The sequence below is a fragment of the Sphingomonas sp. CROZ-RG-20F-R02-07 genome, assembly GCF_022662335.1.
In the GTDB taxonomy this organism is placed as follows: Bacteria; Pseudomonadota; Alphaproteobacteria; order Sphingomonadales; family Sphingomonadaceae; genus Sphingomonas.
Genome location: NZ_JAKNQJ010000007.1, coordinates 114,322 through 127,035 on the forward strand (window position 1 = coordinate 114,322; position 12,714 = coordinate 127,035).

Below are 12,714 nucleotides of genomic sequence, written 5' to 3' on the forward strand. Positions count from 1 at the left end.
CCCTCACGCGCCCAGCATGCGGATGATGCCCGAGAAATCGGTGCCCCCCTCGCCCATGCCGGCGAATGCCTCGTAGAGTTCGGTCGCCCGCTTGCCCATCGGCGCGTCGAGGCTCGCATCGCGCGCCGCTTCCATCGCGAGGCGCAGATCCTTCAGCATCAAGGCCGCTGCGAAGCCGCCCTGGTAATCATGGTCCGCCGGCGTATCGGGTCCGACGCCCGGCAGCGGCGCATAGCTCGTCATCGACCAGCTCTGGCCCGAACTGACCGAGGAGATATCGTAGAAGGTGCGCGGATCGAGCCCGAGCTTCTGGGCCAACAGGAACGCCTCGCACGTCGCCACCATCGTCGCGCCGAGCAGCATGTTGTTGCAGATCTTCGCCGCCTGTCCAGCACCACCCGCACCGGCATGGATCACCGCCTTGCCCATGTCGGCGAGGAATGGCTGCGCGCGTTCGAACCCCCGTGCGCTGCCGCCCACCATGAAGGTGAGCGTGCCCGCCGCCGCCGCACCGATGCCGCCCGAGACGGGCGCGTCGACCATCGCGAACCCGGCCGCCTGCGCGGCCTCGCTCACCTGACGGGCGGTCGCCACGTCGATCGTCGAACAGTCGATCAGGATCGCGGAAGCCGGCGCCGCTGCGAACACCTGCTCGCGGTACACCTGCTCGACATGCGTGCCCGCCGGCAGCATCGTCACCACCGCCTCGGCGCCGTCCACCGCCTCGGCAGCGGAGTTCACCGGCAGGCAGCCCGCCGCCTTCGCGCGGTCGAGCGCCGCCGCCGACAGATCGAAGGCGCGGACGTCATGCCCCTTCTTCGCCAGATTGGCGGCCATGCCGCCGCCCATATTGCCCAGACCGATGAACCCGACGCGTGCCATCACCCTACTCCATCACTGTCCCGACCAGTTGCCCGGCCGCTTTTCGACGAACGCCGCCATGCCCTCGCTCTGGTCGGCGCTGCCGAACAGGCCGTGAAACAGCCGACGCTCGAACTGCACACCCATCGCCAGCCCGCCCTCGAAGGCGGCGTTGACCATCTCCTTGTTGGCGAGCACGGCGAGCGGCGCCATCCCGGCGATCGCGGCGGCGGTCTTCACCGCCTCCTCCACCAGATCGTCCGCCGCGACGATCCGGCTGACGAGGCCCGCACGCTCGGCTTCGGCCGCGTCCATCATCCGCCCGGTGAGGCACATCTCCATCGCCTTGGCCTTGCCGACCGCGCGCGTCAGCCGCTGCGATCCGCCCATGCCGGGCGAGACCGCCAGCTTGATCTCGGGCTGGCCGAATTTCGCGCTGTCGGCGGCGAGGATGAAGTCGCACATCATCGCCAGCTCGCAACCGCCGCCCAGCGCATAGCCTGCCACCGCCGCGATCACCGGCTTGCGCGTCCGCGCGAACCGGTCCCATCCGGCGAAGAAGTCATGGCCGTACATGTCGGCGAAGCCTTGCGCCTGCATCTCCTTGATGTCGGCGCCGGCCGCGAACGCCTTCGCCGATCCGGTGACGACCGCGCAGCCCTGTTCGGGGTCCGCATCGTAATCCGCCATCACCGCGAGCAGATCGGCCAGCAACTGCGAATTGAGCGCGTTGAGCGCCTGCGGCCGGTTGAGCGTGACGAGCGTCACCCGTCCGCGTCGCTCCACCAGCAGCGTTTCGTAATCAGCCATGATTCGGGTCCTTCATACCGGCGTCCACGCCTGATCCTCGGGCAAGGGCGCGAAGATGCGGTCGATCGCATGATCGCTCACGCCCTCCGGTGTCGCCGGGCTCCAGCGCGGCGCATGGTCCTTGTCGAGGATCACCGCGCGCACGCCCTCGATGAAATCGGGCCGCTGCACGACGCGCGTGGCGACCGCATATTCCTGGCGCATCTCGTCCTCGAACGTCGCCATAGCGTGCCCGTCGAGCAGCAGCTTCAGGCTGACCTTCATCGCCTGGGGCGATTTGGTGCGCAGCGTCGCGAGCGTCGCGCGCGCAAAGTCGCCGGAATCCGCTTCCAGCGCGGCCAGGATGTCTTCGAGCACCGCGCCCGCGAACAGCCGGTCGATGTCGTCGCGGTGCGCGAGGATCACGGCCTCGGGCGGCGGCACGGCCAGCGCACCGAGCACGGCCGCCACCTCTTCGCCCGCCACGATCCGCGCCTTCGCGTCGTCGAGCGTCGCGGCCGGCAGATAATGCGTCGCTAGGCCCAGCGCGTGGCATTCGGCGCCGTCGAGCCGCGCGCCGGTCAGCGCGAGATACTGGCCGATCCGCCCCGGCAGCCGCGACAGATACCAGCCGCCGCCGACATCGGGGAACAGGCCGATCCCCGTCTCAGGCATGGCGAATTTCGTGTTCTCGGTCGCGATCCGATAGCGGCAGGGCAGCGCGACACCGACGCCGCCACCCATCGTGATCCCGTCCATGAAGGCCATGGTCGGCTTCGCATAGGTGAACAGCCGGTGGTTCATCCGGTATTCGGCGCGGAAGAAGTCGCGTGCCTCCGCGCCGTCGCCCGCGCCCGACCCGGCGAGCATGCGGATGTCGCCGCCCGCGCAGAAGCCGCGGCCCTCGGCATGGTCGATCATCACCGTCGCGACGGCGGGATCGGCACGCCACGCCTCCAGCGCCTCGATCAGCCCGGTGCACATCGGCGTGTTGAGAGCGTTCAGCGCCTTGGGGCGGTTCAGCCGGATCCGGCCGACCGGGCCATCGAGCGCGACGATCAGGTCCGGCGTCACTGGCGCACCAGATCGCGGCCGACGATCATCCGCATCACCTGATTGGTGCCCTCCAGAATCGAATGGACGCGCAGGTCGCGCCAGAAACGCTCGATCGGATAGTCCATCAGATAGCCATAGCCGCCGTGCAGCTGCAGCGCGCGGTCGACCACCGAAGATCCCGTGTCGGTCGCCAGCCGCTTGGCCATGGCGGCGAAGCGCGTCTTGTCGGGGGCGTTCGCAGTCACCTTGGCGGCGGCGACATAGAGGAGCGCGCGCGCCGCCTCCAGCTCGGTCGCCATGTCCGCCAGCATGAACTGGGTGTTCTGGAAGTTGGCGATGTTGGTACCGAACTGCTGCCGGGACTTCGTGTAAGTGATGGATTCGTCCAGACAACGCTGTGCACCACCCAGCGAGCAGGCGCCGATGTTCAGCCGCCCCCCGTCGAGCCCCATCATCGCGATCCGGAAGCCTTCGCCAAGGCCGCCGACGAGGTTCTCGCCGGGCACGCGGACGCCGTCGAACATCACCTGACGCGTCGGCTGCGAGTGCCAGCCGAGCTTGCGCTCGTTGGCGCCGAACGACACGCCGGGCATGTCCTTTTCGATCACCAGCGCGGAGATCCCCTTAGGCCCCTCCTCGCCGGTGCGCACCATGGTGACGTACACCTCGTTCTCGCCGGCGCCCGAGATGAACTGCTTGGAGCCCGTCACGATCCAGTCGTCGCCGTCGCGCACCGCCTTGGTCTTGAGCGCGGACGCGTCGGAACCCGACGACGGCTCGGTCAGGCAATAGCTGGCGAGCCGCTCCATCGTCACCAGATCGGGCAGGTATTTGGCCTTCACGGTCGGCGATCCGAACCGGTCGATCATCCAGCTCGCCATGTTGTGGATCGAGATGAACGCGCTGGTGGAGGGGCAGCCATAGGCCATCGCCTCCATGATGAGCGCCGCCTCCATCCGCCCGAGCGCGATGCCGCCCGACTCCTCGCTGACATAGATCGCGGCGAAGCCCAGATCGGCGGCGGCCTTGATCGTCTCGCGCGGGAAAACGTGCTTTTCGTCCCATTCGGCGGCGTGCGGCGTGATCCGGTCGGCGGTGAAGCGCCGCGCGAGCTCCTGGATCTCGCGCTGGTCGGCGGTCAGGTCGAACTGGTCGGTCATTTCGGGCACCTGGAATAACGGAACGATCCCGCGGGACTCTTCGCCTCGCGCACCAAGGTCTGCGGATCGACCAGGGTGAGCGTCTCGGTGTCGCTCCAGCGCTTGCCCTCGCCCAGATAGTCGAGCTTCAGCGACAGGCTGCCCGGCGCGAGCCGGTCCGCCCTGCCGATCGTGGCGTGCGATTCGTAGAAGGTGAGCGCGTCGCTGGAGACGATCATCAGCCCCTTCGCATCACCCCGGCCGGGCACGCAATCCTTGCCGACCATGCCCCAGCGGCCCTGGAACGGCGCAGGGATGCCGGCGACCGGCGAGGGCGAAGGCTGCGCGATCGGCACCATCTGGTTGCCCGGATCCATGGTGAGGTTGGCCGGCACCTGCTCCTGCATGGCGGTGGGCGCCGCGTCGGAGGAATTGTTGCCCGACCCGCTCTTGGAACAGGCCGACAGCGCCAGCGCGGCGGTGGCGAGAAGAAGGATCCGCATGCCGCTCAGCCCATCGTCGGGATGACGAAGGCGTCGTTGACGCGCGACGGGCCACCATCCTCCGACCCGCGCGGCAGCGCCGAGCCGTCGGGCCAGCGCTGCGTGACGGTCTTCACCTTGGTCCAGAACTTCACGCCCTCCATGCCGTGCTGGTTGGTGTCGCCGAACGCGCTGCGCTTCCACCCGCCGAAGCTGTGATAGGCGACCGGCACCGGGATCGGCACGTTGATCCCGACCATGCCGACATTCACCCGCGCGGCGAATTCGCGCGCGGCATGGCCGTTGCGCGTGAAGATCGCGACGCCGTTGCCGTACTGATGCTCGCTCGGCAGCCGCACCGCCTCCTCGAAATCCCTAGCCCGGACGATCTGGAGGACGGGGCCGAAAATCTCCTCCCGGTACGCGCTCATGGCCGGCGTCACGTGATCGAACAGGCTGGGGCCGATGAAGAAGCCCTTCTCATGCCCCTGGAGTTCGAAGCCGCGTCCGTCGACGACGAGTTCGGCGCCCTCGTCCACTCCGGTCTGGATCCAGTTCTCGATGCGCGTGCGGTGCGCGGCGTTCACCACCGGGCCGTAATGCGCGTCTTCGTCGGTCGAAACGCCCACGCGCAGCGCGGCGATTGCGGGGATCAGCTTTTCGCGAAGCGCCTCGGCGGTCTTCTCGCCGACCGGCACCACCACGGGAAGCGCCATGCAGCGTTCGCCCGCCGAGCCGAAGGCCGCACCCGACAGATCGGCCACCACCTGATCGAGATCGGCATCGGGCATCACGATGCCGTGGTTCTTCGCCCCGCCCATCGCCTGCACGCGCTTGCCCGCATCGACGCCGCGCCGATAGACATAATGCGCGATGTCGGACGATCCGACGAAGCTCACCGCGGCGATCGCCGGGTGATCGAGGATCGCGTCGACCATCTCCTTGTCGCCGTGCACGACCTGCAGGATGCCCTCGGGCAGCCCCGCCTCGCGGAACAGCTCGGCCAGCCGCACCGGCACCGACGGATCGCGCTCGCTGGGCTTCAGGATGAAGGCGTTGCCGGTCGCGATCGCGACGCCGGACATCCAGAGCGGGATCATCGCGGGGAAGTTGAACGGCGTGATCCCGGCGCCGATGCCGAGCGGCTGGCGCATCGAATAGACGTCGATCCCGGGCCCCGCACCCTGCGTGTATTCGCCCTTCAGGATGTGCGGAATGCCGCAGCAGAATTCGATCACCTCGAGCCCGCGCTGGATGTCGCCGCGGCTGTCCGCCACCACCTTGCCATGTTCGGCGCTGAGCAGCCGGGCGAGCTCGTCCATGTTCTGCTCGACCAGTTCCTTGAAGCGGAACATCACGCGCGCGCGGCGCTGCGGGTTGGTCGCGGCCCAGCCAGGCTGCGCGGCCTGCGCCGCGGCCACCGCGCGATCGAGATCGGCGGCGGTGCCGAGCGTCACCTGCGCCTGCACCTGCCCCGTATTCGGGTCGAACACGTCGCTGCTACGCCCGCCCGCGCCGCCACTGGCGCCCGCGATGAAATGATCGATGATACGCAAACGGGCTCTCCTGCCGATCGGCCGCGCCGACTCTGTCGGGCCGCCTTTGGCACAACCGTCGAGCGCTGTCAGCGATCCAGACGCGCGACGGGTATGCCGATCGGCCGCCCCTCGATCATGACGGGCACCACGCGGACGCCGAACACCGCGGCGAGGCGCGCCGGCGTCAGCACCTCGGCCGCGGGGCCGAAGGCGGCGATGCGGCCGTCCTGCAACAGCAGCACGTCGTCGGCGGCCGACGCCGCCAGCATCAGGTCGTGCAGCACCATCGCCACCCCGGCGCCCTCGGCCGCCGCGGCCTTCAGCCGGTCGACCAGATCGAACCGGTGCGCGGGATCGAGGCTGGCGAGCGGCTCGTCCACCAGCAGCCAGCGCGGGCGCCCCGCCAGCACGCGCGCCAGCAGCACGCGCGCGCGCTCGCCACCCGACAGTTCGTTCACCGGCCGATCGGCGAGGGAGAGCGTGCCCGTATCCGCCATCGCGCGTTCCACCGCGGCGCGGTCGTCGGCCGAGGGCGCGGCGTGCGGGCTGCGATACGGCAGCCGGCCGAGCGCCACCACGTCGCGCGCCGCGACGTTCCAGTGCACCGTCGCTTCCTGCGGCAGATAGCCGATCCGGCGGGCGCGTTCGCGCGGGTCGAGCCGGGCCACGTCCTCGTCGCCGATCCGCACCCGGCCGGCGGCTGCGGGGATCAGCGCCGCGGCGGCCTTGACGAGCGTGCTCTTGCCCGCGCCGTTCGGTCCCAGGATCGCGGTGAGCCGGCCCGGCCGCAGGATGGCGGACACGTCGTGCAGCACCCGCCGCCGGCCGAGCGTCACGCCGAGCGCCTCGATCCGCAGTTCGCCGCCGGTCAGTTCCATGACGCCCCCCGCGATCGCACCAGCAGCGTCAGGAAGAACGGCGCCCCGATGAGCGCCATCGCGGCGCCCAGCCGCACCTCGCCCGCGCCCGGCGTCAGCCGGACGAGGCTGTCGGCGGCCAGCACCAGCGCCGCGCCGCCGAGTGCGGACGGGAGCAGCAACCCGCCCGGCCGATGCCCGAACACCGGCCGCAGCAGATGCGGCACCACCAGTCCGACGAACCCGACCACGCCCGTCACCGCGACCCCTGCGCCCACCACCAGCCCGGTGCCGAGCATGACGAGCGCACGCACCCGCCCCAGCCGGACGCCCAGCGAATGCGCCGCCGCCTCGCCCAGCGACAGCGCGTCGAGCGCGGTGCCGGTCAGCAGCAGCAGCACGCCGCCCGCCAGCATCGGCGGCACCGCCATCGCGACGTCGCCCCAGCCGCGATCGGTGAGCGCGCCCATGATCCAGTCGATCACCTCCGCCACCGCATAGGGATTGGGCGCGATCGAGATGAGAAAGGCGGTGAGCGCGCCGGCGAAGCTCGTCAGCACGGTGCCGGCGAGAACGAAGGTGACGGTGCCCGGCGAGCGCCAGGTGAGCGCCACCAGCAGCGCCATCGCCAGCCCTGCACCGAGCATGGCGCAGGCAAAGACGATCGGCCCGGTGGCGATCCCCGCCACGATCGCGGCGACCGCGCCCAGCGCCGCGACCGAGGATACCCCCAGCACGGCGGGGTCCGCCAGCGGGTTGCGCAGATAGCCTTGCAACACCGCGCCCGACAGGCCGAGCCCCGCACCCAGCACGAGGCCGAGCACCGCGCGCGGCAGGCGCAACTGGAGGATGATCCACCAGCGCGGATCGGCGCTGAAGAGGGCCGCGGGCGGCACCCAGACCTTGCCGCAAAGCAGCGAGGCGAGGAACAGCAGCGTGACGAGCCCGGCGAGCAGCGCGAGTTTGACCGCGCGGCTCATGATAGCGTCGCCCGGATCGCGGCGAGGCGGCGCAGCGCGGGCACGATCACCGGGCCGCCGCAATTGATGAGGTCGCGCGCGAACCACGCATGGCGGGCATCCTTCAGCAGCGCGCGGCGCATCGCCGCGCCGCGGCTCGGGCCGTCGGGTGCGATGATGATCGCAGGGGGATCCATCACCAGCGCCTCACCCGACAGCCGGCCGGTGTGGGTGAGGCCGTGCCGGGTGGCGGCGTTGGCGAAACCGGCATGCGTCATCATGTCGTCCAGCAGCGTGCCCGGCCCGGTCGCCAGCTCGCCCGAGATATAGAGCAGCGCGGTGGGCCGGCGGTCGTGCCGCGCGACGGAGGCGACCGTGCGATCGATCTCGGCGTTCAGCGCGCGCCCGGCGGCGCGCGTGCCCGTGGCGTCGGCGATCTGCATCACCTGCGCCTCGCTGTCGGCGATCGACGGCGCGAAATTCAGCACCAAAGTGTGCAGGCCGGCGCGTGCATAGGCCGCCTTGGTGGCCATCGGCGTGAAGCTGCTGGTGATGACCAGATCGGGGCGGAGCGCGATCACCTCCTCCGCCGTGCCCTCGGTGCCGCGGAACCGCCGCGCCAGTGCCACGGGGATCGAGGTCGCGCTCGGCTCCTGCGAATAATGGCTGATCGCCGCGATCCGTGCGGGGGGCACGAGGCGCATCAGCACCGCGTCCGCGCACGGATTGGTCGAGACGATCCGCATCGGCACCGCGCCCGCCCGCGGCGGCGGCGCGGCGGGCACGGGCCCGCACGCACCGAGCAGCAGAAGGGCGCCGAGCGCGCGCATCAGTCGAGCGACACGCGCACGCCGCCATAGGCCGCGCGGCCATAGGTGCCATAGCCGGCGATCACGCGGTAGGATTGGTCGGTGACGTTGTCGACGCGGCCATAGACCGCGATCCGCCGGTTGATCGGCATCTCGGCGCGCACCCCCAGCAGCGCATAGCCGTCGAGCCGGACGGAGTTGGCAGCATTGTCGAAACTGTCGCCCACGGCGGTGACGGTGCCGCCGATCTGCAGCCCGAAGGGGAAGCGGTAATCGACGTTCGTGCTGATCGTCTGGTGCGGCCGCCGCGCGAGATCGAGCCCATAGGCCGTGCCCGGCGTGCGGTTCTTTGCATCGATATACGAATAATTGGCCGAGAATGTCAGCGCATCGACGGGCTTCAGCGCCAACGTCAGTTCGACGCCATCGGCGGTCGCGCGCGCGATATTGTCGTACACGCCGAACGCGCGATCGACGCAGATGCTGCCGCTCGTCAATTGCTCGAGCCGCGTGCACGAGCGGAAGGTGATCTGGTTGCGCGTGATCCGGTTGAAATAGGTGGCGCTCGCCACCGCCCGGCCGCCGAGCAGCGACTGTTCCACGCCCAGATCGTAATTGCGCGCGACCTCGGGCGAGAGCCGCGTGTTCCCATAGGCGCTGTAGAGCTGGTAGAGCGTCGGCGCCTTGAAGCCCTCGCCATAGCTCGCGCGCAGCGTCGTCCCGGTGCGAAGCGCCAGCGCCGCATCCGCGCCGAAGCTCGTGTGGTTGCCGAACGTGTCGTGATCGTCGTTGCGCACGCCGCCGGTGATCGTTAGCTCGCGGATCGGCTTCACGATCGCCTCGCCATAGACGCTGGTGATGCCGGTCCGCTCGGTGGTGAAGCCGTCGTAGAAGCGACTATTCTCGCGCTCTGCCCCGCCGACGAGGCGGATCTGCTGGGTCAGCGTGAAATCGCCCTGATATTCATACCGCTCGCTGCGACCGCGCGCCAGGAACGTCTCGGTCGGGGCCTGCGTCGGATCGTAATTGTCGCGGTTGATGTCGGCGATGGTGAACGCGATCCGGTTGCGCAGGCGATCGCCCAGCAGGTTCGCGTGAAGCCCGGCATAGCCGTAGATTTCCTGCGTGGTGCCATATTCGGGATCGTCCGCCAGCGTATAGTTGGGGGGCGGGAAGCCGTCGAAATTCGCCTTGCTGTGCGCATAATAGCCGCGCAGATCGATGCCGATGCCCGGTGCGATCTCGTAATCCAGCCGCCCGGTGCCGCCGATCTGCTCGTAACCGTCGCGCTCGGTGCCGATCGCCGCGGCCGAGATGCCGTCGGTCCGCAGATAGCCCGCGGTCAGCGCGCCCGACAGGTTGCCGGTCGCCCCCGACAGCCCGGCGCTCGCAAACGCCGTGCCCGCATAGCCGCCCTCGGCGCGCGCACGGGCGTGGAGGCCCTCGGTCGGCGTCTCGGTGATGATGTTGACGACGCCGCCGATCGCCTGGCTGCCCCAGGGCACGGCGTTGGGCCCGCGCAGCACCTCGATCCGCGCGACCGAGGCCGACAGCAGGTTGGCGAAATCATAGCCGCCGCCCGCCGACGACGGATCGTTGACGCGCACGCCGTCGATCACCACCAGCGTCTGCTCCGCCTCGGCGCCGCGGATGCGCACGCTCGTCAGCGTGCCGATGCCGCCGTTGCGCGTGACCGTGACGCCCGGCGTCGTCGCCAGCAGGTCGGACAGCACGGTCGTCTGGCGGCGCTCGATCTCGGCGCGGTCGATCACGGTGACCGCCTGCCCCACCTCGCGCGCATCCTGCGGCACGCGCGAGGCGGTGACGATGACGTCGGTGCCGGGGGCGACGCTGTCGAGGCCGGTATCGGCGGGCGCGACCTGCGCGACGGCGGGCGAGGCGATCAGCGCGGCCGGGATCAGCGCGGCGGAGATCAGGAAAAGGGACTTCACGTGGGCACATCCTCATAAGGACCGCGCGCGGAAGTGCGAGCGGCCGGATGTCGCTCGCTCGAGGGAATGCCTCGTCCGCACCGGAGCTCCCGCCCGTGCAGTGGATCGACCGTGAGAGGCAGGTCTCCTGGCTTCCGGGTCGCCGCGCCCACCCCGCCTTCCCAGGCCGTGGCCCAGTGGCATATCGGGGTGGCCGCTATCCGGTCACAGTTGCGGGTACAGCGCCGGCCTCGCGGATATTCCCGCTGTCCCGGCTTCCCTTTTGATCCCGTCGCCGGGAACCCTTCACAGCGGCGCCCCTAGCCGCGCGGGCGGGCAGCGTCAACGCGAGGCCTTATCGCGGGGCGCCGGGAACATCCCGTGCGCGCGCCGGTTCCTGATCGCGATCAAGGGCTCATCACGTCCAAGGGAGGCGTTCATGGATATCTGCAATCTCATCCTCGAAGACCATGCCGAGCAGCGCAAGCTGTTCGCCATCATCGAGGAGATCGGCACCGACGACGCCGAGGCGCTGGGCTCGGTGTGGAACCGCCTTCACGGCCTGCTCGACACGCATGCCGAGGCCGAGGAACGCTATTTCTACCCGACCGTGGTGCGCCGCGGCGAGGGCGCTGGCGATGCCGACGACATGCACGAGGAGGTGGAAGACGCGATCGACGATCATAACGAGATCCGCGACGCCGCCGCCGCGGTCGCCAAGGAGCAGGTGGGCACGAAGGCGTGGTTCGACGCGGTGGACAAGGCCAACCTCGTCAATTCCAAGCACATGGCGGAGGAGGAACGCCAGGGCATGACCGATTATCGCCGCCATACCAGCGCCGAGGAACGCCATGCCGCCGCGATCAAGTTCGCCGCGTTCGACGCGAAATACCTGACCGGCGTGAAGGCGGTCGACAAGGACCCAGACGCCTATATCGACGAGCAGAAAGGCTGAGCGGACCGGCCCGCATCCGGGTCGCCATCGTCGTCAGCGGGAGACGCCCTGTCCGGGCGCCTCCGCCGAATGCTCAGCGCTGGTCGGGGCCTGAGAAGGCCACGGGATCGAAGCGTGCCGGCGACACGCGTGGCGGCGGGGTGGTGGCATCGGGCCTGACCAGCGCGGCTTGCTGCGCATCGGGCTGGGCCGCGAAGTGCAAGTCGTCCGCGAGATAAGCGGTCACCATGGTGTCGGCGGCGAGCCGGCCGCTGGTGCCGTGGATGAGGAACATCGGCCATGCGACCACGACGCCGCCGCCGATCGCCAGCACTTCCTGCCCCGTCCCCTTGCGGGCGAGGCGCCCCGAAATGCGAACCGGGCCGCTCGGCGTCTCCACATAGTCCAGCCGGATCTCCAACTGTCCGCTCTTGCCGAAATGGCCGTTGCGTTCCGAACGCATGACCTCGCCGACCGCCATCGACCCCACCGGCACCACGACCTGCCCGCGATAGAGGAGCGGTTCGGCGACTTCGAGATAGAAGCGGTCGCCGGCGTGATTGTCTTTGGTGTTGAGCTCGACTCGCGACGTCAGGCGCAACGGCGTGCCCATCGGGAAATAGGAGCGCGCCGCGTTCGTTTGAACGGGCGCGGACCAGTAGACGCTATATTGCGCGCCGGCGGCCGAGGGCATCAACGACAGGAGCGCTAACCCCGCATACGATATCGGTTTCATCGAAGGCCCACCCCGTTCATGACGGCACCATGATAGGATCTCCGGATTGACCGGGTTTTACGAATTACGCTGAACCCGCGTTTAAGGATCGGCGGCCCCATCCGCGCAGTCGCTTTTGCGGGACGACGCGCCGTCGACGGCGTCGAGGATGGGACAAGGGCGCCGCGACGCTATAGGCTGGCGACGACCATCCGGTATCGGCGAGAGACATGGCCCGCAAACATTCGAAACATGATCCCCGTGAAGAGCTGCGCGACGCGGCGGATCCGGATGCGCCGGCGGCGCCCGTTCCGTGCTGGCTGTGCGGCCGCCCAACCGGCAAGACCATCGTCTGGCACCATCCCGTTCCCAAGAGCCGCGGTGGGCGCGACGTGGTGCCGATGCATGCGATCTGCCAGCAGACGCTGACCGCCAACTTCACCAATTCCGAACTGCAGCGCGCCGGGATGGATGCGGAGGCGCTGCTCGCCAACCCGAACGTCCGCAAGTTCGTCGACTGGGTCGCCAACAAGGATCCCGATTTCACCGCGACCGTAACGCGGAAACAGCGCTGACCAGGAGTCGAGCTACCGCGTGCGACGGACCGTTCGACACGTTCGGAGCGAACGCTGCGGGCAGGACGT

The 12,714-nt window shown here is 69.4% G+C and carries 13 protein-coding genes and 1 riboswitch; of the genes, 2 read left to right on the forward strand and 11 right to left on the reverse strand.

Translation table 11 applies throughout. The annotated features are described in order from the left end of the window. Positions 1-3: 3 nt before the first annotated feature. From mmsB to L8H00_RS12265, 10 genes are all read right to left on the reverse strand, one after another. Positions 4-882, reverse strand: coding sequence for a 3-hydroxyisobutyrate dehydrogenase (gene mmsB, locus L8H00_RS12220; RefSeq protein ID WP_242097616.1), 879 nt, complete (start codon positions 880-882; stop codon positions 4-6). A 12-nt stretch (positions 883-894) separates the two neighbouring features. Beyond that, a complete protein-coding gene (locus tag L8H00_RS12225) occupies positions 895-1,671 on the reverse strand; it encodes an enoyl-CoA hydratase (protein WP_242097617.1) in 777 nt (258 codons plus the stop codon). 12 nt (positions 1,672-1,683) lie between these two features. Continuing rightward, positions 1,684-2,724: an enoyl-CoA hydratase/isomerase family protein gene (locus tag L8H00_RS12230; protein WP_242097618.1), complete on the reverse strand. Its 1,041-nt coding sequence runs from the start codon at positions 2,722-2,724 to the stop codon at positions 1,684-1,686. Further along, on the reverse strand, positions 2,721-3,866 hold the full coding sequence (locus L8H00_RS12235) for an acyl-CoA dehydrogenase family protein (protein ID WP_242097619.1): 1,146 nt from the start codon (positions 3,864-3,866) through the stop codon (positions 2,721-2,723). Before L8H00_RS12235 ends, L8H00_RS12230 begins: the two co-directional genes overlap by 4 nt. Beyond that, positions 3,863-4,348, reverse strand: coding sequence for a hypothetical protein (locus tag L8H00_RS12240; RefSeq protein ID WP_242097620.1), 486 nt, complete (start codon positions 4,346-4,348; stop codon positions 3,863-3,865). Before L8H00_RS12240 ends, L8H00_RS12235 begins: the two co-directional genes overlap by 4 nt. Before the next feature lie 5 nt (positions 4,349-4,353). Continuing rightward, positions 4,354-5,883, reverse strand: coding sequence for a CoA-acylating methylmalonate-semialdehyde dehydrogenase (locus L8H00_RS12245; RefSeq protein WP_242097621.1), 1,530 nt, complete (start codon positions 5,881-5,883; stop codon positions 4,354-4,356). Between the two features lie 68 nt (positions 5,884-5,951). Further along, positions 5,952-6,743 carry an ABC transporter ATP-binding protein gene (locus L8H00_RS12250; RefSeq protein ID WP_242097622.1) on the reverse strand — a complete coding sequence of 264 codons (792 nt, stop codon included), beginning with the start codon at positions 6,741-6,743 and terminating at the stop codon, positions 5,952-5,954. Continuing rightward, positions 6,734-7,702 (reverse strand): iron ABC transporter permease, encoded by a 969-nt coding sequence (locus L8H00_RS12255; RefSeq protein WP_242097623.1) that lies wholly within the window; start codon positions 7,700-7,702, stop codon positions 6,734-6,736. The genes L8H00_RS12250 and L8H00_RS12255 overlap by 10 nt, the downstream gene beginning before the upstream one ends. Continuing rightward, on the reverse strand, positions 7,699-8,511 hold the full coding sequence (locus L8H00_RS12260) for an ABC transporter substrate-binding protein (RefSeq protein ID WP_242097624.1): 813 nt from the start codon (positions 8,509-8,511) through the stop codon (positions 7,699-7,701). The genes L8H00_RS12255 and L8H00_RS12260 overlap by 4 nt, the downstream gene beginning before the upstream one ends. Then, the gene (locus L8H00_RS12265; RefSeq protein WP_242097625.1) at positions 8,511-10,442 is read right to left on the reverse strand and encodes a TonB-dependent receptor; all 1,932 of its coding nucleotides are present in this window, start codon (positions 10,440-10,442) and stop codon (positions 8,511-8,513) included. Before L8H00_RS12265 ends, L8H00_RS12260 begins: the two co-directional genes overlap by 1 nt. 99 nt (positions 10,443-10,541) lie before the next feature. Continuing rightward, a riboswitch (cobalamin riboswitch) is annotated at positions 10,542-10,743 on the reverse strand. Between the two features lie 117 nt (positions 10,744-10,860). Between L8H00_RS12265 and L8H00_RS12270 the strand changes: the two genes are divergently transcribed. Then, complete coding sequence (locus L8H00_RS12270; protein ID WP_242097626.1) at positions 10,861-11,376, forward strand: hemerythrin domain-containing protein; 516 nt, start codon at positions 10,861-10,863, stop codon at positions 11,374-11,376. 73 nt (positions 11,377-11,449) lie between these two features. Here L8H00_RS12270 and L8H00_RS12275 read toward each other — a convergent pair whose 3' ends face one another. Further along, positions 11,450-12,091: a hypothetical protein gene (locus L8H00_RS12275; protein ID WP_242097627.1), complete on the reverse strand. Its 642-nt coding sequence runs from the start codon at positions 12,089-12,091 to the stop codon at positions 11,450-11,452. Positions 12,092-12,300: 209 nt separating this feature from the next. Between L8H00_RS12275 and L8H00_RS12280 the strand changes: the two genes are divergently transcribed. Beyond that, a complete protein-coding gene (locus tag L8H00_RS12280; RefSeq protein ID WP_242097628.1) occupies positions 12,301-12,645 on the forward strand; it encodes a hypothetical protein in 345 nt (114 codons plus the stop codon). Positions 12,646-12,714: the final 69 nt, after the last annotated feature.

What these genes read in the sequence shown, in the direction of transcription:
- mmsB (WP_242097616.1), bottom strand. Translation starts at nt 882, where the DNA reads ATGGCACGCGTCGGGTTCATCGGTCTGGGCAATATGGGCGGCGGCATG.
- L8H00_RS12225 (WP_242097617.1), bottom strand. Translation starts at nt 1,671, where the DNA reads ATGGCTGATTACGAAACGCTGCTGGTGGAGCGACGCGGACGGGTGACG.
- L8H00_RS12235 (WP_242097619.1), bottom strand. Translation starts at nt 3,866, where the DNA reads ATGACCGACCAGTTCGACCTGACCGCCGACCAGCGCGAGATCCAGGAG.
- L8H00_RS12240 (WP_242097620.1), bottom strand. Translation starts at nt 4,348, where the DNA reads ATGCGGATCCTTCTTCTCGCCACCGCCGCGCTGGCGCTGTCGGCCTGT.
- L8H00_RS12250 (WP_242097622.1), bottom strand. Translation starts at nt 6,743, where the DNA reads ATGGAACTGACCGGCGGCGAACTGCGGATCGAGGCGCTCGGCGTGACG.
- L8H00_RS12255 (WP_242097623.1), bottom strand. Translation starts at nt 7,702, where the DNA reads ATGAGCCGCGCGGTCAAACTCGCGCTGCTCGCCGGGCTCGTCACGCTG.
- L8H00_RS12260 (WP_242097624.1), bottom strand. Translation starts at nt 8,511, where the DNA reads ATGCGCGCGCTCGGCGCCCTTCTGCTGCTCGGTGCGTGCGGGCCCGTG.
- L8H00_RS12270 (WP_242097626.1), top strand. Translation starts at nt 10,861, where the DNA reads ATGGATATCTGCAATCTCATCCTCGAAGACCATGCCGAGCAGCGCAAG.
- L8H00_RS12275 (WP_242097627.1), bottom strand. Translation starts at nt 12,091, where the DNA reads ATGAAACCGATATCGTATGCGGGGTTAGCGCTCCTGTCGTTGATGCCC.
- L8H00_RS12280 (WP_242097628.1), top strand. Translation starts at nt 12,301, where the DNA reads ATGGCCCGCAAACATTCGAAACATGATCCCCGTGAAGAGCTGCGCGAC.